This is a genomic window from Myxacorys sp., assembly GCF_059501405.1.
Window position 1 is genome coordinate 70,619 of the sequence record NZ_JCACCM010000184.1, and the last position, 22,434, is coordinate 93,052.

Below are 22,434 nucleotides of genomic sequence, written 5' to 3' on the forward strand. Positions count from 1 at the left end.
TTTGCAAGAGAGTTCTGGAAGCTAAGCTACCTCGGGCGGCGAGCTAAACGGATACTTCGGTCAGAGACTTTACCCAATTGAGCTTTTCGGCCGAGAAGTCTATACTTACTTCTCGACCATCTCGGCGCATCAGGTCAGTCATGATCAAAAACCTCTACGACAGCCCCTGTTTTGTTGCTTTCTTAAACCGAAAAGCGCAATAAAGGTTTGTTTTGTTTTTGCAAGATTGGCACTTCGTAGATCGTGCAATGTCCACATCTCAATGACATTCAAACTTATGACTACACTTAGATTGCTTCGGTTTCTCACCCCACTGACGGTGACAAGTTTGATTGCGATCGCGGCTGCTTCAATCGAGTTCACACTCTCTCAGCCCCTTCAGGTTGGATCTTCTGCCACTGCCGCGCCTTCTCAGCGCGTGCGCTGGACGCCCAAGAAGAAGCTGGGTACAATCCGCAGTACACTATCGGGCGGTAGGCGTGGACAAGCTAGTACAACTCAGGTGAGTACCGCCTGTAACTCTAGCAAAGGCTCCTCGCCAACGACGATGACTCTGCTGGTGCCAAACGCGAACGAAGGGTTGTATACAACGACAGCAAACCCAACCTTTTTCTGGCACACCAACACTAAGCAGGCGATGTCGGCTCAGTTCATCTTGGCTGATCCGAGTAGAGCAGAACCAATTTTCAGCAAAACCCTCCAGATCAACCAATCTGGTATTTCTCAAATCGAGCTGCCCACCTCAGTTGTGTTGCAAGCAAACAAAACTTACCGTTGGACAGTGCTGCTGGCTTGCAAAGAGGGATCATCTAGTGAAGTCTATGCCAGGAGTTTCATTGAGCGGATTGATGAGCCAATGTTACTTCAACAAGTGGCAGGTCAATCTGATTTTGATCAAGCAGTCAGTTTCGCTCATGAAGGCATTTGGTATGATGCCTTCAATTCTCTGATTCGTGCCAATCAAGAAAATCCTGGTAACGCTGCCCTGAAAGCTGAGCTAAAGTCTTTACTAGCTCAAGCAGGAAGTGATCCCGTCAATATTGCCCAACGACGGGTTCAAGTTGCTGGGCCATTGTAATTCATTTGGCTTGTGTAACTGAAGCTTTGCCTGTTGAAGGGTGAGTCGCGCGACTCACCCTTTATTCTTGTAACAGTCCTTTTTCTTGTTTCTTGTGACAGCTTTGAGGCAGATCGGCTTGCCAAAGGCCGGACAAATTAGGATTCAAAGTCGTCCTGTCGTCATCAGTTTATAGCCGCTTGCAAATGAGGCAAACGCCAGCGAAAACGTCCACAAGCTCATGGGTTTTAGCACGATACCACCGCTCAAAAACGCCAAAATCATTCCTAACCCAATCAGAAGCCAACCCAATTGTTTAGCGCTCGAGCGAGCAAATAGTAGCGTAAATACTCCGCCCATAATCGCGAGAACCGACCCTGCGGCTGGGATTTCTCGCCACCAGTAAACAGAGCCTCCAGTAGCAACCATGACGTTCTGACCCAGGAAATAAAATCCGAGTAACAGTAGCCCAAACCCAAATAGCTTTAAGAACGATCGCATGTCCAAACCTCATCAAAAACCATCCACGATCTTCTTGCCTCTGATTCTCGAACCTCTGACTCTTGAACCTCTGGCTCCTGAACCTCTAGAGTGGATGCTGCCTTTCAGAATTCCCGCCCTAGTCCCAATTTGCCCATCACTCTTCGTTTCATTACGAAGGGCAAAAGACGCGGACGAATTTTCTACCATAAAGAGGTCGAAACCAAGGAAAGCATTATGGTGCGATTGCAGCGTTGGCAGTGGGCGGTTTTAGGACTTCCGATCGCACTCGTCGTCGGTTTTCTCCTGATCGCGGCTGGATTGCAGATTCACGAATGGGGCATTAACTGGATCTGGGCAATCGTCGGACTGCTGTTTGTAGGGTGGAGATGGCTGCTTGTGAAATGGACACAGCCTGCCCTGCAGCAAGTCGAAGCCGTCGTCGCTGAGCTTTCTGAAGAATCTGTCGAATCCCTAACGCCTGCATCAGCGGGTGGATTAGGTGAAAAAGCAGAAGCCGAAGTTCAAGCGATTCTAGAAGCGTCGCGCACCGATCCGCCCTTATGGGAGGACTGGAACATCTTTTGGCAACGATGTCAGAGTGTGATTCAAGCGATCGCACGAGTCTACTATCCGCAAACCCAAAAGCCGTTGCTCAACATCTACATTCCGCAAGCCTATGCGCTGCTGCGAGGCACGGTAGACGATTTAGACCAATGGATGGGGCGACTGTCACCCGTTCTCAATCAAGTCACAATTGGGCAAGCCTACCAAGCCTACGAGGTTTATCAGAAGCTAGAACCGTCCGCGCGCCGGCTCCTCAAGGCGTGGAGTTGGGCGCAATGGGTTCTGAATCCAGCCGTGGCGATCGCTCGAACTGCCACTCAAAAGACCAACAATCGTGCCACTCAAGAATTACTCGGAAATTTAAATCAACTCTTACGAGAAGCGGCACTGCGAAATTTAGCCAGACAAGCGATCGCGCTCTATAGCGGTAGCAACGCACCAAAAACTGATCTCCTTGTTGCCCAACCCGCCGTACCAAAGGCCGAAACTCAGACGCTACGAAATATCATTAATCAGGCAACGCCGCCCGAAGCCGTTGAGCAACAGCCCGTCAATTTAATGCTGGTCGGTCGCACCGGGGCCGGGAAAAGCAGCTTGATCAATACATTATTTGTCAAGGCAAATGCTCAAGTGGATGCCCTGCCCTCGACCGATCAAATTCAGGCGTATCGGTGGGATACCCAAACTGGAGAGACGCTAACGCTTTGGGACACGCCTGGGTATGAACAGGTCGATCGTACGGAGCTCCGAGATCAGGTTCTCGATCACGCCGCTCAAACTGATCTTGTTCTGCTGGCAACTCCGGCGCTCGATCCAGCTTTGCAGATGGATCTAGACTTTCTCAAAGATCTAAAATCTGATAGGCCAGACTTGCCGATGCTGGGTGTGGTGACTCAAGTCGATCGGTTGCGCCCGATTCGTGAATGGACTCCTCCCTACAACTGGCAGACGGGCGAACGTCCCAAAGAAGTTTCGATTCGCGAGGCGGTAATGTATCGTGCTGATGTTTTGGGACAGTCTTGCGCCTTGGTCCTGCCAATCGTGACTGGATCGGACACCCGAACGGCTTGGGGACTAGAGGACTTGTCGATCGCCATCCTAGACGCGATCGCGCCTGCCAAACAACTCCGCCTCGCCCGCTTTCTCAAAAACATAGACGCTAGAACAATGGCGGCTGCCAGAATTATCGATCGCTACACTTTTCAGATGGCAACCACTCAAGGACTCACCGCCTTTCTCAAAAGTCCAATTCTGCGGTTTCTTTCAACCCTAACCACTGGCTCTCCAGCCTTGGCACTGCTGCTAGAGAGAAACATTCCGGTTGAGCAGTTGCCGATTGTGATTGGCAAATTGCAAATGGCATACGACCTATACAATCTTCTGACCGCCGATCGACCGACACCTCCTAGTTTCGACCTGCTAGCCCTTTGGAGCTTGCTCGTTGAAAATTCTGCCCCGCCCGATCGACAAGCGTGGGCGTTTGGTCATGCGCTGACTGAGTACTGGAGCCAGAACCTCTCGATCGAGCAACTTCAAACCCGCTTCAATCGGTATCTTCAACAGTCCTAAAGTTCAGCAGTGTCACCTGTTTAGAGAAAATCTAAAAATCAATTGGGAAAGTGAACTTTAACCAGTGGCGATGGGCACACTGAGCCAGACATTGATAGTTTAAGTGTCTCAATTGCATTCCATTGATCGAGTTCATGATGAACTTGTAGCGTGATGGAAGCCGTCAACCTTTACATCCTTTGATTGACCCAGTAGGAAGTTCAGCATGTCCATCGAGAAACTTCAGCCCGCTCCCACTCAGCAAGTCGGGGTTTACGTACCTTACTACCCCCAAGCTGGCAAAAAGCAACTCTTACCGTTCGCCATCAGCCTATATCAGAAAGGAGCGTTGGAAGGGCAGCGCAAGATTGAAGGAGCCGAAAGCATTCCGTTCATTGCCACCTGGAATATTTCGATGCTGCCTGCTGACCTGTGCCGTTGCCGCATTCAGTTTGATGGCAACGCGGAACTTAGCTACGAGGTCATGATGGCAAATTTTGAATTTGTTGATTTCTTAATCGAGGTGATCACCAACTTCAAACGCAATCGCTTAGCAGATTTCTCGCAGGCTTTCTATCGTAAGTTGCTTCGCCTAGAAGATTAAGCCGCATTAGAGCAGTTTCATCGTGTGGTTCATGACAGAGGGGCGTTGACCGTCCCTCTTTTTTACAGCAATAAAATTCTTCTCCCCTTACAATTAGGAAGGTTAAAATCTGATTCTTCTGAACTTAGAAGCACAACTTGCAAACAAAGTCCTGACAGGAGTAATGTAAGGGTTTCTCTAAGTCTCGTAACAGTGTCTTAAACAAGCGTTAACCGGGGAGAGGGGCGTGCCAAAATCCGCAAAGTATCTGCTCATCGGATCTCTCGAAGCCTACAGTGGCAAGTCGGCGATCACCTTGGGAATTGCCCATCAACTCAAGGCAAAAGGGCTAGACATTGCCTATGGAAAGCCGTTAAGCGGTGGTTGGGGCCAAACTCAGATGGCAGACAGCGATGGTGACCTTCAATTTGTGGCTCAGACGCTCAATCTTCCTGAGAATCGCTTACAGCCGTCTATCTTAATGCTAGATTCTGAAGCTGTTGAGAATCGCCTGAACTTGCAGGATCAGACCGATTATCGCCAGCAACTTGCGGAGCAAGCGCAACGTCAGAGCGGAGATTTAGTTCTTTTAGAGGGACCTGGAACGCTCGACGAAGGAAAATTATTTAATCTATCTCTGCTAGAGGTCGCTGACACGATTCAAGCTTCTGTCCTTCTAGTAGCGCGATTTCAGTCGATGCTGCTCCTTGATGGATTGCTAAGTGCCAGAGAGAAGTTGGGGGATCGGCTGTTAGGAGTGTTAATCAATGATGTTCCTAACAATCAACTCGAAACTGTAAACACCTCAATGGTTCCATTCCTAGAAAAAAGAGGCATATCGGTGTTTGGGGTGCTGCCAAGCAGTGATTTGCTGCGGAGTGTGAGCGTTGCAGAGTTAGTTCACCAACTCAAAGCAGAGGTTCTCTGTCGCCCCGATCGCTTAGATTTGATGGTCGAGAGCCTAACCATTGGCGCGATGAACGTCAATTCTGCCCTCAAGTATTTCCGGGCACGGCGCAATATGGCAGTTGTCACAGGTGGCGATCGCACCGATCTCCAACTCGCGGCCCTGGAAACCTCAACTCAGTGTCTAATTTTAACCGGACATATTCCTCCTACTAAAGAAATTCTCAGCCGCGCCGAGGATCTTGAAATTCCGATTCTATCGGTGGATTTAGACACGCTGAGCACAGTAGAGATTGTTGATCGCGCCTTCGGTCAAGTCCGACTGCACGAGCCGATTAAGTTTCAGTGCATCTGTCAGATGATTGAGGATTATTTTGACAGCGATCGCTTTCTTGGGTCGCTCGGTTTCGAGCGAGCTGGAGCCTTGCCCTAGCTTCAGCATCAAACTTGACTCAGTTGCGGTTGCGGCGTCACTCGCTCCAAAATTTGCTTGAGCACGAGTGCCGTCCAGTCGATGTCTGCTTCGGTGGTGTCTCGTCCTAGGGTTAAACGAATTCCGGCTTTAGCGGCGCGATCTCGATAGCCCATCGCTCGCAAAATCGGGCTTGGTAGCAGGGTTCCGCTACTGCAAGCGGCCCCAGCACTGATGCCAATTCCCGCTAAATTCATCTGCCGCACCAAGACCTTCCCGTTGAGTTGCTCTCCGTCGGCGTTGGGTAAGCAGAAGCTGACATGGTGGGGCAGCCGATGAATGCGATCGCCGGTGGGCATCAATTCTGGTAAATCAGAGAAATGGTTGAATAGGCGATCGCGCAGTCGCGTTAATCGCGGTATCTCTGTGGCCATTTCTGCCGCAATCAACTCTGCGGCGATGCCAAATCCAGCGATCACTGGCACGGCTTGAGTCCCTGATCTCACTTTGCCTTCTTGTCCGCCTCCACCCAGCAACGGCACCAACTTCACCCCTGGACGAATGTATAACGCTCCTGCACCCTGAGGTCCATAGATTTTATGACTCGACAGCGAAAGCAAATCAACAGGAAGCTGCTGCACGTCTAGCGGCAATCGCCCAGCGACCTGAACGGCATCGGTGTGAAATAAAATGCTCTGCGACGCTCCAAACGTCTGTGATGCTTTAAAGGATTGTGTAATTTGACAAAGTTCCACGATCGGTTGAACCGTTCCGACTTCGCTCTGCCCATACACGATCGACACCAACACTGTGTTTGGTCTCAATGCGGCTTTAAGATCTAAGGGGTTGACTCGTCCCACCGAATCAACCGGAAGCCGTGTAACCGCCCAACCCCATTGCTCTAACATCCGCAACGGTTGCTCGATCGCGGAATGCTCGACGCTTGAAGTAATGATGTGCTGCGGGCTGCTGTACTGCTGAGCAACGCCCATAATCGCCAAATTATCAGATTCTGTTCCGCCCGACGTGAACACGATCGCTTCGGGCGGAGCATTCACCAACCGTGCCACTTGAACTCGCGATCGCTCAACTAAAGTAGCCGCCCGTTGTCCCCAGATGTGAATGCTCGACGGGTTGCCCCACTGTTGCGTGAGTACGTCTTGCATCAGCGCGATCGCTTCGGGCCGCGTTGGCGTGGTGGCACTGTAGTCTAAGTAGATCTGCATGAGCGTTGAGGGAAATAACGGAGGGGTTTAAACAACGACCGGGGTATCCTACGGATATTCATGCCGCACAAATTCTCTCCAGCGTAGCGGTCAACCTAATTCTTGGAATCTAGCTTGTGGTCAACTTAAATCGCTCTCTTCAGTTTAAGCTTTGCAGCGCCTTGATTGTGTTGGGACTATCTGCCTGTCAGTCTGTCCAACCACAGACGATGCTGCCGCAAACGGTGATGGCAACAGCGCTACCGCAAGATCCCTTCATTCAGGTTTATACCAATCACGAGCCTGCGTCTAAGTATCAAGAACCCTATCGCCAGCAGACGCGATCGGGGGATGACCTGGAGCAAATTCTAGTAGACGCTATCAATTCGGCTAAGTCCAGCATCCATGTAGCGGTACAGGAGTTTCGTTTACCTAAAGTAGCGAGGGCACTGCGCGATCGCGCCGCAAATGGAGTTCAAATTCAAGTCATTCTTGAAAATACCTACTCGCGGCCCTTTAGTACGTTCACAGCTGAAGAAGTTGCAAAATTGCCAGAGCGAGAAAAAAGTCGCTACACCGAATCGCAAAAGCTCATCGATCGCAACGGCGATGGACAACTCAGTTCCGACGAAATCAATAACAATGATGCGCTCGTCGTCCTGGATAATGCCAAGATTCCGCGCATTGACGATACGGAAGGTGGAAGGCGGGGTAGCAACCTGATGCACCACAAATTTATGGTGATCGACGGGCGCACCTTAATCGTCACGTCTGCAAATTGGACAACATCAGATGTCCATGGAGACTTTGGTGTCCATGGAGACTTTGGGCGTGCTGTTAGCCGAGGCAATGCAAACAACTTTCTCAAAATTGACAGCCCAGATCTTGCAAAGCTGTTTTTACAAGAGTTCGCCTACATGTGGGGTGACGGCGCTGGCGGTCAGAAAAACAGCCTTTTTGGAGTAAAAAAGCCTCACCGTGCCCCGCAAACGGTCAACGTCGGAAACACGGCGATCGAGGTTCGGTTCTCGCCGTCTTCCTCTAAAATTCCTTGGCAGCAGACCACAAACGGACTAATCAGCCAAACCTTAGGTCAAGCAAAACGCTCGGTCGAATTGGCATTATTCGTGTTCTCCGATCAAGCGTTGGTCGATTCTCTAGAGCCACTTCACACTCAAGGTGTTCAAATCCGAGCCTTGATCGACCCAAGTTTTATGTACCGCTCTTACAGCGAAGGACTCGACATGTTGGGGGTTGTCCTTTCCGAGCGCTGCACAGCCGAGGCAAACAATCATCCTTGGCAACCTCCGATCAAAACGGTGGGTATACCCAAATTGCCACCAGGAGATTTATTGCATCACAAGTTCGGCATTGTAGATGGGCAGACGGTCGTTACTGGCTCTCATAATTGGACAGATGCTGCGAACCGAGGCAATGATGAAACCTTACTGGTAATTTATAATCCGACCGTCGCTGCCCATTTTCAACGAGAATTTGAGCGGCTCTATAAGACGGCTACGTTAGGACTTCCTCCTGCCATTGCGCGAAAAGTGAGTGCTCAGCAGAAAGCCTGTCCTGAAGTGGTAGTACCCAGAAAATTTGAGAAGATTAAAGCATCCGATCCCATTCAACAGAAGGTGAATCTCAACACTGCTACGCAAGAGGAACTAGAAGCCCTGCCCAGTGTCGGAGCAGGTAGGGCAAAGCAAATTATTGCGGCGCGTGGGCAGCAACCTTTTTCCTCCTTAGAGGATCTAGAGAGGATTCCGGGTGTCGGTGCAAAACTTTTGACAAAATTACGCGATCGCGTGACTTGGTAGTTCTACCATTTTATTTATAGTGCAACAGAAAACGTCGATCGCAAAGCTGCCCTTCTTTGCATTTTTTCTGATAATTGAGAACTTTATTGCTGCTCGTGGACGCGGAGGTGGACTCGCGCTTTGGGTCAAATCTTAGACAATCTGCAACAGAAGTCGATTAGATCCTAGAGTGCGATGCATTTTATCGAGAGGCACGGGTTTAGAAGCTCCATCCAAGTGCTATGAAGACCGAGGAATGGGCGGTTGTCGAAGCCTTAGCCTTGAGCCTTCTACACATCAATCTGGCAGATCAGCCTAGTGGACATCCGTGTAGTTGGCTAAACGGATTGCTCCTCTAAAACGGTCTAATCCTCTAAGATGAGAGCGAAGCTTTGTCTTGGAGGCCGAAGAGCAACCGTGGATATGTCCGACACTTCTAACCCTTCTGTGCCTCGCAAGTCTAGCCAAACTGAGCATACGCTATTGCTTCCTGATAGATCACTGTCCTACGTTGCCCTAGCCGAGTGGCAAACGCTGTTTGATCAACAAGAAAAGCCGATCGCTGAGATGTTTCATGTTGCTTATCTCGCTCAGACCGACGATGGCTCGCCGCGATCGCTGACCTTCGTCTTTAACGGCGGACCCGGTGCTGCTTCGGCTTATCTGCACATGGGAGCCTTGGGTCCTAAGCGCATCCAGTTTGGTGCCAACGGAAGTTTACCCAAACCCCCCGTTCGCCTAGAAGAGAATGCTGAAAGCTGGTTGAGCTTCACAGACTTGGTGTTTATTGATCCGATTGGCACGGGCTTTAGTCGTAGCTTGCCGCGACCCAAAGACACGTCAGAAAAGACTGATGAAACAAAGCCAAACGAGGCAGAGAAACCCAAAGAAAAAGAATTTTGGGAAGTTGATCGAGACTTGAAATCATTAGGGGAGTTCATTCAGCGTTTTCTGTCGCGCCATAAGCGATGGCTATCCCCCATTTTCATTGCCGGTGAAAGTTATGGGGGGTTTCGAGTGGCACGGCTCGCTCGCAAGCTTCAGCAGGAATTTGGCGTCGGTCTTTCGGGAGCAATCCTGATTTCCCCGGCGTTGGAGTTTAGTCTCTTGGGTGGAACTGACTATAACCTTGCGGCTTGGGCAACGCTGCTGCCATCTTTGGCGGCTGCCGCCGCTCATCACGATCGCGCTCAATGGGCAGGAGAACCGGGAGACTTGCAGGCCCACACAAGTGCCGCAGAGCAGTTTGCCCGCAAGACGCTGATTCCGTTGCTGGCAATGGGAGATACCTTCTCGCCGGATGAGCGACAGACCGCTTATCAGCAGCTATCAGAGTTGCTGGGTTTGCCAATGACACTGATTGAGCGACAGGCGGGCCGTGTCAGCATCGAAGTCTTTTCGAGAGAACTGTTGCGAGATCAACAGCGAATTGTGGGACTGTATGATGCTTCAATTACCGCGATCGATCCCTTTCCCGATCGCGTTAGTTACGAAGGCATTGATCCCACGCTTGACGGACTCGATCGACTGTTCACTGGGGCCATCAACAGTCACTTGCGCGATACGTTGGGCGTTGAGACGGACTTGTCTTACCATTTGCTCAACTTGGAAACCTTCAAAGCCTGGAACTTTGACCTCAAAGGCGCATTGGATCTTGGTTCTATCGATGATCTGCGGGTGGGAATGACGTTAAACCCTTACATGCAGGTGTATATCTCGCATGGAGTGTTTGATTTAGTCACGCCCTATTTCGCCTCAAACTATCTCGCCGATCTAATGAAACTCAATCCTGAGATTCGCCCAAATCTGACGCTGAAACACTATCAAGGTGGGCATATGTTTTACACGTGGGCGCGATCGCGACAGCAATGGTTTACTGAAATGACTGCCTTTTATCAAGCCGCAACGGCCATTTGATGCCAGATTTATCCCTTCGGTTCGGGTTCGAGGCAAGTCCAATTAGTGAATTCGACTGATGGAATGTCGGCTCTGTGGTCACTGCAAAACGCATAAACATGGCAAGATGCCGAACGGACATCAACGCTACTTCTGCCTCAACTGCAAACAAACCTTCTATGAAAGCTTCGATACCCTCACTACTATCGACACCTCAGCCCAGAATAGATCGGCCAAGTGCTACAGGCTCATAGTGAGGGTACGAGTTTGCGAGGGATTAGCCGTATTAGTGGACTCGCTTACAACATGGTGGTCAGCTTTCTACGTCCTTTCCTAAATAGCACTACCCTAGCTAGTCAAATTCGGCTGACTTGTTTTTGCAACACAACCGTCTAGACTATTAAAAGCCCTTAGACGAGTAGGATGCACCATGCCGACCTATCGATCGAAAACCTCCACCCAGGGACGCAATATGGCGGGTGCGCGTGCCCTCTGGCGCGCCACCGGAATGCACACCGAGGATTTTGAGAAGCCCATCATTGCGGTCGCTAACTCCTTTACACAATTTGTGCCCGGTCACGTTCACCTAAAGGATCTGGGGCAATTGGTGTGTCGTGAGATTGAAGCCGCTGGTGGAGTTGCCAAAGAATTCAACACGATCGCGGTGGACGATGGCATTGCGATGGGTCATGACGGGATGCTCTACAGTCTTCCCTCGCGCGAGATCATCGCTGATTCAGTTGAATACATGGTCAATGCCCATTGTGCCGATGCCCTAGTCTGCATTTCCAATTGTGACAAGATTACTCCCGGCATGTTGATGGCAGCACTACGTCTCAACATTCCGGCAGTATTTGTCTCTGGCGGACCCATGGAAGCAGGCAAGACCAAGCTTGCAGACCACAAACTGGACTTGGTGGACGCTATGGTGGTTGCCGTAAACGATAGTGTTAGCGACGAGGTGGTCGAAGAGTATGAGCGTTCCGCCTGCCCGACCTGCGGCTCTTGCTCTGGCATGTTCACCGCCAACTCCATGAACTGTCTCACCGAGGCGATCGGTCTTTCCTTACCTGGTAACGGCACCGTACTGGCAACCCATTTCGATCGGAAGGATCTGTTCCTCAACGCGGCCCGAACCATTGTCAGGATTACCCGCCGCTATTACGAGCAGGACGATGAATCGGTGCTGCCGCGCTCTATCGCCAGTTTCAAAGCGTTTGAAAATGCGATGGCTCTGGACATTGCGATGGGCGGATCGACCAACACCATTCTGCACCTGCTAGCCGCCGTCCACGAGGCCGGGGTCGATTTCACCTTAAGCGACATTGATCGCCTCTCACGCCAGGTTCCCCAACTCTGCAAGGTAGCACCGAACACACCTCACTATCACGTCGAGGATGTTCACCGTGCCGGTGGTATCCCCAGCATTCTTGGCGAGCTGGATCGGGCTGGACTGCTCCACACGGACATACCGACGGTTCACAGTAAGACGATGAAAGAAGCCCTCGATCGCTGGGATGTCGTGCGTACCGATGACGAAGCCGTCCACACCTTCTTCAAGGCTGGCCCTGCGGGCATTCCAACGCAGCAAGCGTTTAGCCAATCGACCCGCTGGCCTTCCCTCGACCTGGATCGTGAGAATGGCTGTATCCGCAGCATTGAACACGCCTACAGCACGGAGGGCGGACTGGCTGTGCTCTACGGCAACTTGGCGGAGCGCGGTTGTATTGTGAAGACGGCAGGCGTAGACGAAAGCATTCATGTGTTTGAAGGTCGGGCGCGCATTTATGAAAGTCAGGATGCCGCTGTCAACGGCATTCTGAGGGATGAAGTGAAACCGGGCGATGTCGTGATCATTCGCTATGAAGGCCCGCGCGGTGGACCTGGAATGCAGGAAATGCTCTATCCGACCAGTTACTTGAAATCCAAGGGTCTGGGTAAGGTTTGTGCCTTGTTAACCGACGGTCGCTTCTCAGGCGGAACTTCGGGACTCTCGATTGGTCATGCTTCTCCGGAAGCGGCAGCGGGCGGCAATATTGCTCTGGTTTGCGACGGCGATCGCATCCGGATCAACATTCCCGATCGCAGTATCAATGTGGATCTATCGATGGAGGAATTAGCCAACCGCCGTGCGGCGATGGAAGCGAAGGGCAAGGATGCCTGGAAGCCTGAGCAGCCTCGGCAACGTCGGGTAACAGCGGCGCTCAAGGCGTATGCCCTGCTAGCGACTAGTGCAGATCAAGGCGCGGTACGTAACTTGGAAGTGCTTGAGTAGAGAAAACCGCTCCCTCACTGTACAGTGACTTTATTATTTTTCCTGGAGACACATGAGTGTCGTTAAAGAAGCAAAGCTAGACCTAGCTTTGCTTCTTTGCCTGGAGGCAGCTAGGCAATCTTGATGACCTGATGCTAGGCTGCTCAGCAAACTTTCCCTGCAATTAGTGCGGCAGAGAGAGTTTGTTGAGCGATGCGAATGTGCCTCGATGTCAGTTAATTTGGCACTATCCACAGAACCTAGCTTCAAACCAGTTGAAACGATTGATTGTCAAAGAGATCTTGTTGTGTCTTCTATCAACACTCATTCACAACTCCAGCGTTTTGCAAGGACCACCCAGATTTCTACACCTTTTCAGATTTCTATACCTTTTCAATGGATGGTGTGAACATAGAAAGTGGAATGTCTCGGTCACCTTCAAAGTGATGCCCCTCAGTTTCTTCTAATCGTTGTAGCTGAGTATCATAGAACGCAGCCCATAAATTACAGTATTGATCCCCCAAATTCGTAATTTCAGCATATCGATCAGGAGTGAGGGCCTGCATTAGCACATACCAAAGCCCCAGTTCATGGAAATCATCACAGCCTACTGTTTCTTGCTCATAGGTGAACCCATGACATTTGTAGAAGCCAGTGTCAACCGTTAATCCAACAAGACGTGCATTGTCCCGCAAACTCATGGTAAAAGCGACGGCAGCCTCTGCGATCGCCAAAAGTGCCACGATCGAGGTCAAGTCATGATAAACACTTTCTAGCGCCTGTCGCAATACTTGTGCCGCTTGGCTGGGAGCATAGTTCTCTCGCTCGGTTGAACTAATCTGAAGTTCGTCCAGCACCTGTTCAAACAACAGATAGTGGGCATGATTGGGATTGCCTTGATAACTTCCTCCTTGAGAACCAGGCTGGAATCCATACTCATCGAATAGGTTCAGACCCAGAATAAACCGAGCATACAGTTTACTTCCTCGCATGAGCCGGGGTTCCAATTGGTGGGCTTGCAGTTGAGCGGCGAGTAACGTATCTGTAAAAATCTCAACAATGGCATGGCGATATTCTAAATGAACAACTTTGAGTTGCTCGCCGTTGAACCGTCCCTGTTTGAGTGCGCTTAGCAACGGATGGGTTAACAATGGATGAGTCTTTAAGCGCTCCCTTAATCCAGACACAAATTGCTCATTTTCTGCCCACAGTGTCGGTGGAACAGACTGTTGTATCGCAGCTTGTGCAACCTGATAGGGATTCTCGAAGTGGGGCAATTCGGCTGTAGCATTGGACACGATCATTCGTTTCTCTCCTCATATCCTCTAAATGTCAACATGCGGATACATCGAGCAATTACTGCCCGTTGATGAATGGAGCGTTAACCAAAACAAGACTTGCAGGGGTAAACGGGTGCTACAGAAATATAGTCCTTCGTGCCTCGAATGTTGGAACTACTAACTGATCAACTCAGCTTTAAGCTACCTAATAAGCACCTCGGTATTTACCGTATAGTCATTAAGACATAGGAATGATAAAAACGCGTATTTTGCTTTTTTATTTATAATTTCTTAACATTTGCTCAGACTTTGCGGGGCACACAACGAACATCTCGTTGGAAGTTTCGATAGCACGATTCCATAGCACATTGGAAACAGGGAAAAGAGTCGTGCTCTATACATATGATCAAAAGCAGATTTGCACCGAGCAGTTTTGCACTAAGCAAATGTTCAGCTTCATGAACGTCAGGGAAAGATGAAAAAGAACAAAATACTGTGGGAGAGGTGCTAATACCACTATTCAACCTGGCAACTGTTCAACCCAGCATTTGATTCGTACTTCTCATTTGTTCCCAATTGTTTATGCAGCATTTAAGCGAACCTAATTCTCATGGGCATTTGCCCAGAAACTTGACATCGCTGGAGACCTTTGGCTTTGGACTCTCAGGGCATTTGTCTTGGATTAATACCGCTCCTGTCATGCACATGGCACTGGGACCACAAGCCATTTTTGTTTGGCTACCTGCTGTGATCATTGGCATGATGCTGAATTTTCAGGTTAAACAGTTGGGAACGCTGTGGTCAGATGTTTCTGGTGGAACGCCTAATTACACAACGCGGCTATTGCAGCAACATCCAAACTTTGGGCGGTATGCCGCGATCGCGTATTACTTCAGTTGGGCGATCGTTCCTGCCCTAAACGCGATCAATCTGACTGATTTAATCAAAGCAAATTTGTTGCCACTAGGAATTCCTTGTCCTGAGTTAGCCCTCAAAATTGGGTTCACGATTGTTCCATTTATTGTGGCGTTTAGCGGTACACGAACGCTCGGCATTCTACACGCATTCTTTGTCCTGCCAGCCATTGGGCTGCTGCTGCTGTTTTGTATGCAAGGGATGGGATGGTTAGCGATCGCGCCGACAAGTCCTGGTGTAGTTCCTACAAGCTGGTCTCACTTTAGTTTTGTGGAATGGGCAAAGTGGTTTTTCTTTGCTGTTTATGGCACTTATGCTTGCGAAACAGGCTCCTCCTTTGTAGCAGATAGCAAAAAACCGACTGAAACACTGCGATTTATCGCCTTCTCTGCTTGGTTAATTCCCATCATCTATCTGGGCGGGTCGTGGGTTCTCATGCAGGTAGGCGACACATCGACGGATACAATATTTTCACATCTACTGAGCGCCTCTCAGCCATTTTGGGGTGCTGGTGCATCCTTGTTCGTCACGCTTTTGCTAACCTCTAGTTGCTTACTCATTAGCGCTACTGCTGTCGCCAGTGCACCCCGAGTTCTGTACCAGCTTGCCGTTGATCAACAGCTTTCTCCTGTATTTTCCACGGTTTCGCGTGACGGAGTGCTAGCGCCGAATTTAATCTTTACCCTTGCAATTAGTATTCTGTTTCTTGAATGGGGAGATGTTTCTCGGATCGTGGTGGTTGGCAGTACTGCCTACATGGTGCCAATGATGGCACTTCACTGGGGACTGTGGTTACATCGGAATAGCCCAGAAGCGCGCTTCTGGTCGCGCTGGTCGCTCGGTTTCCTGTGCGTCGAAGCCGTAGTTCTGCTGGTGGGCGGGCTTGCTTGGAGTTGGGAAGATGTATTAATTGGGCTGTTCGCTGCTGTTGCGATCTTAGGGGTTGATGCTGCAATTCGGCGCACTCAATGTGCGCTCTTTCAGCCCGAATGGTGGATGCATCCTCGTTTGACTAGAGCGATCGATGGAAAGTTCAAGGATTTTGTGACCGTGCAAGTCATTGTTCTGATTGTGCTAGTTTGCAGCGCTACGACGATCGGTTGGATGTTGAGCAAATTAGGTAGGGGTTCTGCTGGACTGAGTAATAACTTGTTGGTAACAGTGTTAATGATGATCGCATTTGTAGCGATCGCCATTGCCTGCTGGACGAGTTTGCCTCAAGTGGCAGCGATTGCTCAAGCGCGTGAACGTGCCGAAAATTTATTCATCACGGCTCTGGATACGGTTCCAGATACCATTTTGGTGCTGAATGAAGCCGGTACAATTGTTCAAGCAAATTCCGCCGCCACGCCCCTTTTGCAAACGTCTCCACAGCATTTAGCTGGACAATCCCTCAGCGACTTTTTTCCCTCACTTGATTGTTCACTAGAGAGTTGGGCGGGTCGAAGTGAGCAAACCCTGATATATAGCAATCAAGGCGATCGCATTATTGAACTGACTCTTTCACAACGCTGTAAACGCAATTTCGAGAATTACATCGTGATTCTGCGCGATGTCACCGAGCAAAAACAAGCCGACACTGCTTTGCGCCAGTCTGAAGCGCTACTCCGCCAGAAAACACAGGATTTAGAGCAAGCCCTATCTGAACTGCAACAAACCCAATCCCAGTTGATTCAGACTGAGAAGATGTCTAGCTTGGGGCAATTAGTTGCTGGTGTTGCTCATGAAATCAATAACCCAGTTAACTTTATTCATGGCAACCTCACTTATGTGAGTGAGTATAGCCAAAATCTTCTCAAGTTAATTACCCTGTTTCAAACCTCCTACCCCACGCTCACGCCCTCAATTCAACGGTTGATCGATGAGATTGACCTTGATTTTATCGCTGAAGATTTGTCTAAAACGTTAGCTTCGATGAAAGGAGGAGCCGATCGTATCCGCGAAATTGTGCTCACCCTCCGCAATTTCTCGCGTTTGGATGAAGCTGGAATGAAACCTGCTAACATTCACGAGGGTATTGATAGCACCCTGCTGATTCTACAAAATCGGCTGAAAGCAATGTCCAACCAGTCTGCAATTCAAATCGTTAAGCAGTACGATAATCTCCCTCAGGTAGAATGCTATGCAGGGCAACTCAATCAAGTGTTTATGAATTTGATTAGCAACGCTATCGATGTCTTGCGCCAACGCGACGAGCAACGATCGCAGACGCTGAAAGAACACTCGAGTATCATCACAATCTCAACTCAGAGATTGGGTGATGAGGAAGTTGCCATTTGTATTAAGGATAATGGTCCTGGCATTCCTGAGTCGATCCAGAGAAAACTGTTTGACCCATTCTTTACGACGAAGCCAGTGGGCCAAGGGACGGGGCTAGGATTATCAATTAGCTACCAAATTGTGGTGGACAAACATAGTGGCACGATCAATTGTTGTTCGGCACCTGGACAAGGTGCTGAATTTTGGATTCGGATTCCAGTCACGCAAACACTCAAAAATCGTCACGTTCAACTTATTGCATAGGAAACCGGCAGAGCTGGTTCATTGTCAGCGTAGGAAAGCTACAGGACTTACGCAAGCGGGAGGCGGTAAGGCAGTGAATGAGGAGTGGCGTCATGAGCATCACAAAACTGGATGAGTGCCAATATTGGCTCAGCAGTCCAGTGAATTACACGCTCACGACCTGAGCGGAGCATTTGGAAGGCGTGAGCCATGACGAAATCAATCGCTATTTGCGCGGCGAGAAGTTAACGCCACGATTGCTGTGGGAACCGCGAGCGGGAACATCAGCTTTGACGATACGGTGCTGGCTCATCGGTATGCAAGCGCGATCGAGATGGCGCAATTTCAGTACAGCGGGAATGAGCATGGAGTAGTGTACGGGAATGGGGTCGTGAGTTGCCTCTACGTGAATGTCGAGCGCTCTAAGGTTTGGGTGATTGATGATCGCATCTATGCTCCGCAAGGAGACGGGAAAAGCAAGGTAGATCATGTTATGGATATGGTGGACAGTCTCACAACGTAGAAGTGATTACCATTTCAGACAGTGTTAATGGACAGATGGTACGCAACCCAAGCGGTCATGGCAAAGATTGACCGCTTGGGAGAGATCTATTACTGTCCATTAAAGACGAATCGCAACGTGGATGACAGTGGGGGCAAACACGCTGACGAGCGAGTCGATGCCTTAGAATGGACAACCGAATTAGAACACGGAAAGCTCGTTAAAATCCGCCACTTTCCAGTCGATAAGAAGGTGAAATTGTTCCGGGTTACTGTTTCAACCAGCAGAACGGACTCCATCACCACCCATGATGTTTCTCAAGACTCCACGCATGACACTCAAAAAGCGTGTGCCGAGCGATGGAGAGTTGAGGAGTTTCACTGAGAGGCAAAACAGTTGACCGGCATTGTAAGCCTGCCAGTGTCGCAAAGCAAGGGTTGGGTGCAACCAGATTGCCTGTGCACTCTTGGTTTGGACTCGGTTAAAGGCGGTTGCCTAGTGTGTAAGTCAAACCATTTATCAAGTGAAATCAGGGCTATTGAGGAACTATTTGATTGAGCAACTCAAGCAGCCTGATATCCGCATGACTTTTGTGTAATTAGTTCTGCGTAAGTCCTGTTGGGTAAAGCGCAGCAAACCAAACCTAAAGCAAAGGCCACGATCGCACCTTCATTGAGAACCCACTCAAATCGCTTCATCATCCCATTCCCTCTATTATCTGGCTAATTCCCATCAAATTGCCTGCCGGGTCAACCAAATAAAATTTCTGCATTCCCAAAGGGCTTTCTTCCAGTGCGCCTAACCGATCCGAGCGGGTATCCAGTTTTGAAATCTAGCCTCTATCTTCAGTAGTATACAAGCCACCCTTCTGAGCGAGGTGCTAAACCTAGTAATCTGCCAAAATAAGCTTCTGCCTCCACCACGATCGCGATGATGGGATTAATATCCATGAAAAAAGCGACTGAGCAAGTTCAGTTTTGGCGGGTTCAGAGTTTGAAAAATTTAGAATTCATGCGCGCAACCTACGTGGATCATTTTTTTCCACGCCACTCCCATGAAACGTTTGGTGTTGGTGTTGTGGAGCGAGGTAGTGTCAGGACTGTGCAAGGTGGAGCAACCTATACGATTCCTGTGGGTAGCATTGTCCTGTTCAATCCAGATGAAGTTCATGCCTGTGAAGCAGCCGACGAAATCGGGTGGACTTATCGGATGCTCTATCCTAGCCACATTCTGCTTGAGCAACTGATGGCAGAAATTACGAATCGCCAACAAATTCCCTTTTTCCCATTTGCGGCTGTTCAAGATCGCGATCTAGCCCGACAGATTTGGCAGTTACATACCCTCTCAACTGCATCAAATGCCAACCTGATACAGGAAAGTTGCTTCCTCTCCACACTAACCCGTCTGTTGACCTGTTACACAAAAGAATGTCCAGAGTTATCGATCGTTAGCTCAGAGCCGCAAGGAGTCGCACAGGCGAGAGATTATTTAGAGGCACACTACAGCGAGAACGTTTCATTAGAACAACTTGCTCAGATTTCAGGTTTGCAGCCTTTGCGTCTGCTCAGGTCTTTTCGCAAGGAGTTGGGCCTACCACCCCACAAATACTTAACCCAGCTTCGAATTAAACATGCCAAGCGTGATTTAGCGAGAGGAATACCAATTTCTCAGGTTGCGATCGCGACTGGTTTTGCAGATCAAAGCCATTTCAGCAGGCACTTCAAACGCTTAGTCGGCGCAACGCCCAAGCAATATGCACTCGGGTGCAAAAACGTTCAAGACAATTCCTGTCTGTCCCCTTAAGCTGAGAAGCTGGTGTTGGACTGGTGAAATTGTGATGAAGACATTCCTATTCTGTGTCGTTTCTGTAACACTCGCGTGCATACCTATGGTCAGTCAGCCAACTGCGACCTTTGCTCAAATTCCGCTGAATAGAGAGCAACCAGACCAGACTCTTGACTCCAAAACTAGAGCGCAAGTGATTGAAGCGGTGATTCAAGCATTAGATGAGTACATCTTTCCAGAAATTGCTCAGAAGGTACAAGCAGACATTCGCAGTCGATTACAGGGCGGAACCTATAACGGCATCACAAGTTCAAAAAAATTTGCGGAGACGTTGACGAATCATATTCAGGAAATTAGCCGTGATAAACATCTCCGCGTGTTTTACAGCTATACTCCTTTTCCTCAAGTCGGGGGGCGAGAACAGAAACTAACACCTGAAGAGCAAGAGAAATTTCGCCAGAGTGTTGCTAAACAGAATTTTGGATTCCACAAAGTTGAACGACTAGCGGGTAATATTGGTTATCTTGATTTGAGGGGTTTTCTGTCCCCTGAAGCGGCTGGAGAAACCGCGATCGCGGCAATGAACTTTTTGAGTCACACCGATGCCTTAATCATTGACTTACGGCAAAACGGCGGCGGCTCACCCGATATGGTCGCCTTGATTTCAACCTACCTGTTCGACGATAAGCCGGTGCATCTAAATAATTTGCACTGGCGAGAACCCACTGCGGCTGGAACCTTCCAGGAACGAGTTGAACAACACTGGACACTGCCCTACGTTCCGGGGAAACGGTATCTCAACAAACCTGTCTATGTGTTGACCAGTTCCTTTACCTTCTCCGCAGCGGAAGAGTTTACCAACAATTTGAAGTATCTCAAACGTGCCACCATTATTGGTGAAACCACAGGTGGAGGAGCGAATCCTGGTCGGTTTCAACCCCTCAACAATCACTTTGGCCTCTTTGTTCCAACAGGGCGGGCTGTCAATCCAATGACTCAAACCAATTGGGAAGGAACCGGTGTGAAACCAGATGTCAAAGTTTCGGCAGAGCAGGCTCTTAAAACAGCTCACTTAGCGGCTTTAAAGGAAGTATTGGCTAAAGCAACAGACCCTGAATTGATGGATGAATTGAAGCAGGCAATCTCAACAGTAAAAGAATGAACATTACAGCGATGCTCACTCTGCTTCTACGCACCCATTGATCGCTAAATGAGTCATTTGTAAGCAGACCTGTTAGCGATCGCTGTAATGTTCATTTACACCTTTTTCAATCAAACATCCTTGACCCAAACATCATGAAAATACTGTCATCGTTCATGTTGGCACTGCTGTGCGTTTGTGCATTATCAGCTTGTAATTCAGAAACAAATCGATCAATACCGAACTCACCCAGTCCATCTTCAACCCCATCTACACCGGGGAATCCACCTCCAGCGATCGCCAGCGCAAGTCCAGAATCAAGCGCCTTTAACATCGAGCTATTCACCTTAGATGAACTGAGCAAGCAGGGTGGTGGAGGCTGTGGGATGACGCTTTGGAAGCAAACCGATGGTCCTCGTCCACCTGGATATTTGTTTTATAACCGAATGGCTCAAAAGGCGGGAGATGAATTTGCAATGATGAAGATTAACGGCAGATTTGTTCGCTTTCGCCGCACTGCTGCAACAGGTCAAGAATTCTATGGTCAGCGAACCTACCAAACGTTTGTTAGTCAAGATGAAGCAACTCAACTGCAAGTGGATGTGAAGCTTGGAAAACCCGGCGAAATCGAATCAATTTCAACTACGGGTACACTTCAAGTGCAGCAACAGGGGGAAACCTTGAAAATCCCAGTTCGAGGTGATGCTGGTTGTTAAAAGTGACGAGTAACCAATAACTTTCGTCATTTGGATTAATGACTTGTGTGTGAACTACGTTACTTTCTTGATTCTTATACTGCTATTGATTGTAGTCATTAAGGATTGATAAATGAAATATCTGAACTGGATTTTTAGAGCAACTTCTCTATCCATTCTGTGGATTTCAATGAATACAGCCTCTGCTTCTGCCGAACCTGCATCTCTTTTCGGACCTGTCATTGATGACATTCAACAGCAATTACCAGATGGGCTACAAATGCGGTTGCCAGCCTACCTACCTGAACAGGCACTAGCAATGCACCCGTTTATTAAAACTAATTCTAAAGGGTTACAAGTGTATCTTTCTCCCAAATCCAACTGTAATCAACCCAAATGTTCAATTGGTGGAATTGGTGCATTTACACAAGAGGGCTTTTCTTACTGGTCACGTCAGCTCAATAAAGGAACTCCAGTTCGTTTACCAAACGGAATTCAAGGGCATTATTTGGCGTTGGGTAAAGGAGAGGAGACTGATCATTATGTGCTGTGGCAGCAGGATGGATTGGGTTATGTCTTGGGTAGCGATCGTCGGAATGCCTCTCAGGAGGAGTTAATTCAAATTGCGGCCTCTACGGTTGTAGAACCGCCACTTCGTAAGTTGGGCCAAGTAACGGATGTATTAATCCAAACCGAGCCTGGTCGAATGGGTCCCTCTCCGGTAACTCAACCCTTTCCGCAATAAACAAGCTTACAAGCTAAGGAGGAACCCCGTTTAATGTAAGAAGGATGGGCAGGGAAAACCACTCAGATGGGCCATCTCTTACACAAGGACTGCAATAGCAGGTTCGCTAAGAGTACTCCGATTCATGACTAAAGTCATGAGTTGAGACAGTTATTTCTCTTT

The 22,434-nt window shown here is 49.1% G+C and carries 16 protein-coding genes and 2 pseudogenes; 14 read left to right on the forward strand and 4 right to left on the reverse strand.

Annotation, left to right across the window (positions count from 1 at the left end; translation table 11 throughout):
• Positions 1–277: 277 nt before the first annotated feature.
• Positions 278–1,078 (forward strand): DUF928 domain-containing protein, encoded by an 801-nt coding sequence (locus AC5I6P_RS25780; protein ID WP_495696636.1) that lies wholly within the window; start codon positions 278–280, stop codon positions 1,076–1,078.
• A gap of 144 nt (positions 1,079–1,222) precedes the next feature.
• Here AC5I6P_RS25780 and AC5I6P_RS25785 read toward each other — a convergent pair whose 3' ends face one another.
• The gene (locus AC5I6P_RS25785; protein ID WP_495696637.1) at positions 1,223–1,558 is read right to left on the reverse strand and encodes a hypothetical protein; all 336 of its coding nucleotides are present in this window, start codon (positions 1,556–1,558) and stop codon (positions 1,223–1,225) included.
• Between the two features lie 90 nt (positions 1,559–1,648).
• Here AC5I6P_RS25785 and AC5I6P_RS25790 point away from each other — a divergent pair, with 90 nt between their 5' ends.
• From AC5I6P_RS25790 to AC5I6P_RS25800, 3 genes are all read left to right on the forward strand, one after another.
• Positions 1,649–3,673 (forward strand): GTPase family protein, encoded by a 2,025-nt coding sequence (locus tag AC5I6P_RS25790; RefSeq protein WP_495696638.1) that lies wholly within the window; start codon positions 1,649–1,651, stop codon positions 3,671–3,673.
• Positions 3,674–3,878: 205 nt separating this feature from the next.
• Positions 3,879–4,256: a type IV pilus biogenesis protein EbsA gene (gene ebsA, locus AC5I6P_RS25795; protein WP_495696639.1), complete on the forward strand. Its 378-nt coding sequence runs from the start codon at positions 3,879–3,881 to the stop codon at positions 4,254–4,256.
• Positions 4,257–4,482: 226 nt separating this feature from the next.
• On the forward strand, positions 4,483–5,574 hold the full coding sequence (locus AC5I6P_RS25800; protein ID WP_495696640.1) for a phosphotransacetylase family protein: 1,092 nt from the start codon (positions 4,483–4,485) through the stop codon (positions 5,572–5,574).
• Between the two features lie 8 nt (positions 5,575–5,582).
• Here AC5I6P_RS25800 and AC5I6P_RS25805 read toward each other — a convergent pair whose 3' ends face one another.
• Positions 5,583–6,779: a cysteine desulfurase family protein gene (locus AC5I6P_RS25805; RefSeq protein WP_495696641.1), complete on the reverse strand. Its 1,197-nt coding sequence runs from the start codon at positions 6,777–6,779 to the stop codon at positions 5,583–5,585.
• Positions 6,780–6,895: 116 nt separating this feature from the next.
• Between AC5I6P_RS25805 and AC5I6P_RS25810 the strand changes: the two genes are divergently transcribed.
• The 4 genes and pseudogenes from AC5I6P_RS25810 (at position 6,896) to ilvD (ending at position 12,728) form a co-directional block, all read left to right on the forward strand.
• A complete protein-coding gene (locus AC5I6P_RS25810; protein ID WP_495696642.1) occupies positions 6,896–8,578 on the forward strand; it encodes a phospholipase D-like domain-containing protein in 1,683 nt (560 codons plus the stop codon).
• A gap of 402 nt (positions 8,579–8,980) precedes the next feature.
• Positions 8,981–10,474: a S10 family peptidase gene (locus AC5I6P_RS25815; protein WP_495696643.1), complete on the forward strand. Its 1,494-nt coding sequence runs from the start codon at positions 8,981–8,983 to the stop codon at positions 10,472–10,474.
• A gap of 58 nt (positions 10,475–10,532) precedes the next feature.
• Positions 10,533–10,780 (forward strand): annotated as a pseudogene (locus AC5I6P_RS25820) (IS1/IS1595 family N-terminal zinc-binding domain-containing protein); the annotation flags it as partial.
• A 103-nt stretch (positions 10,781–10,883) separates the two neighbouring features.
• Positions 10,884–12,728 (forward strand): dihydroxy-acid dehydratase, encoded by a 1,845-nt coding sequence (gene ilvD / locus AC5I6P_RS25825; protein WP_495696644.1) that lies wholly within the window; start codon positions 10,884–10,886, stop codon positions 12,726–12,728.
• A gap of 362 nt (positions 12,729–13,090) precedes the next feature.
• On the opposite strand, the gene AC5I6P_RS25830 is transcribed toward ilvD, so the two are convergent.
• Complete coding sequence (locus AC5I6P_RS25830; RefSeq protein ID WP_495696645.1) at positions 13,091–14,011, reverse strand: hypothetical protein; 921 nt, start codon at positions 14,009–14,011, stop codon at positions 13,091–13,093.
• 558 nt (positions 14,012–14,569) lie between these two features.
• Between AC5I6P_RS25830 and AC5I6P_RS25835 the strand changes: the two genes are divergently transcribed.
• The 4 genes and pseudogenes from AC5I6P_RS25835 to AC5I6P_RS25850 all read left to right on the forward strand — a co-directional run bounded on the left by AC5I6P_RS25835 (position 14,570) and on the right by AC5I6P_RS25850 (position 20,853).
• Positions 14,570–17,425, forward strand: coding sequence for an ATP-binding protein (locus AC5I6P_RS25835; protein WP_495696646.1), 2,856 nt, complete (start codon positions 14,570–14,572; stop codon positions 17,423–17,425).
• A 92-nt stretch (positions 17,426–17,517) separates the two neighbouring features.
• A pseudogene (locus AC5I6P_RS25840) lies at positions 17,518–18,504 on the forward strand (IS701 family transposase).
• 350 nt (positions 18,505–18,854) lie between these two features.
• On the forward strand, positions 18,855–19,709 hold the full coding sequence (locus AC5I6P_RS25845; protein ID WP_495696647.1) for an AraC family ligand binding domain-containing protein: 855 nt from the start codon (positions 18,855–18,857) through the stop codon (positions 19,707–19,709).
• Positions 19,710–19,794: 85 nt separating this feature from the next.
• A complete protein-coding gene (locus AC5I6P_RS25850; RefSeq protein WP_495696648.1) occupies positions 19,795–20,853 on the forward strand; it encodes a S41 family peptidase in 1,059 nt (352 codons plus the stop codon).
• A gap of 106 nt (positions 20,854–20,959) precedes the next feature.
• Here the strand turns inward: AC5I6P_RS25850 and AC5I6P_RS25855 are convergent, their stop codons facing one another.
• Positions 20,960–21,166 carry a hypothetical protein gene (locus AC5I6P_RS25855; RefSeq protein ID WP_495696649.1) on the reverse strand — a complete coding sequence of 69 codons (207 nt, stop codon included), beginning with the start codon at positions 21,164–21,166 and terminating at the stop codon, positions 20,960–20,962.
• Between the two features lie 52 nt (positions 21,167–21,218).
• Between AC5I6P_RS25855 and AC5I6P_RS25860 the strand changes: the two genes are divergently transcribed.
• Together AC5I6P_RS25860 and AC5I6P_RS25865 are read left to right on the forward strand one after the other, a co-directional pair.
• Entirely contained in the window at positions 21,219–21,548 is a 330-nt protein-coding gene (locus AC5I6P_RS25860) for a hypothetical protein (protein ID WP_495696650.1), read from the forward strand.
• 112 nt (positions 21,549–21,660) lie between these two features.
• Positions 21,661–22,272, forward strand: a complete 612-nt coding sequence (locus tag AC5I6P_RS25865) for a hypothetical protein (protein WP_495696651.1) — start codon at positions 21,661–21,663, stop codon at positions 22,270–22,272.
• The last annotated feature ends 162 nt before the right edge of the window (positions 22,273–22,434 follow it).

Coding starts and splice junctions, on each gene's coding strand:
- AC5I6P_RS25780 (WP_495696636.1), top strand. CDS start 278: ATGACTACACTTAGATTGCTTCGGTTTCTCACCCCACTGACGGTGACA.
- AC5I6P_RS25785 (WP_495696637.1), bottom strand. CDS start 1,558: ATGCGATCGTTCTTAAAGCTATTTGGGTTTGGGCTACTGTTACTCGGA.
- ebsA (WP_495696639.1), top strand. CDS start 3,879: ATGTCCATCGAGAAACTTCAGCCCGCTCCCACTCAGCAAGTCGGGGTT.
- AC5I6P_RS25805 (WP_495696641.1), bottom strand. CDS start 6,779: ATGCAGATCTACTTAGACTACAGTGCCACCACGCCAACGCGGCCCGAA.
- AC5I6P_RS25815 (WP_495696643.1), top strand. CDS start 8,981: ATGTCCGACACTTCTAACCCTTCTGTGCCTCGCAAGTCTAGCCAAACT.
- ilvD (WP_495696644.1), top strand. CDS start 10,884: ATGCCGACCTATCGATCGAAAACCTCCACCCAGGGACGCAATATGGCG.
- AC5I6P_RS25830 (WP_495696645.1), bottom strand. CDS start 14,011: ATGATCGTGTCCAATGCTACAGCCGAATTGCCCCACTTCGAGAATCCC.
- AC5I6P_RS25835 (WP_495696646.1), top strand. CDS start 14,570: ATGCAGCATTTAAGCGAACCTAATTCTCATGGGCATTTGCCCAGAAAC.
- AC5I6P_RS25845 (WP_495696647.1), top strand. CDS start 18,855: ATGAAAAAAGCGACTGAGCAAGTTCAGTTTTGGCGGGTTCAGAGTTTG.
- AC5I6P_RS25850 (WP_495696648.1), top strand. CDS start 19,795: ATGGTCAGTCAGCCAACTGCGACCTTTGCTCAAATTCCGCTGAATAGA.
- AC5I6P_RS25855 (WP_495696649.1), bottom strand. CDS start 21,166: ATGTTAAAGGCGCTTGATTCTGGACTTGCGCTGGCGATCGCTGGAGGT.
- AC5I6P_RS25860 (WP_495696650.1), top strand. CDS start 21,219: ATGACGCTTTGGAAGCAAACCGATGGTCCTCGTCCACCTGGATATTTG.
- AC5I6P_RS25865 (WP_495696651.1), top strand. CDS start 21,661: ATGAAATATCTGAACTGGATTTTTAGAGCAACTTCTCTATCCATTCTG.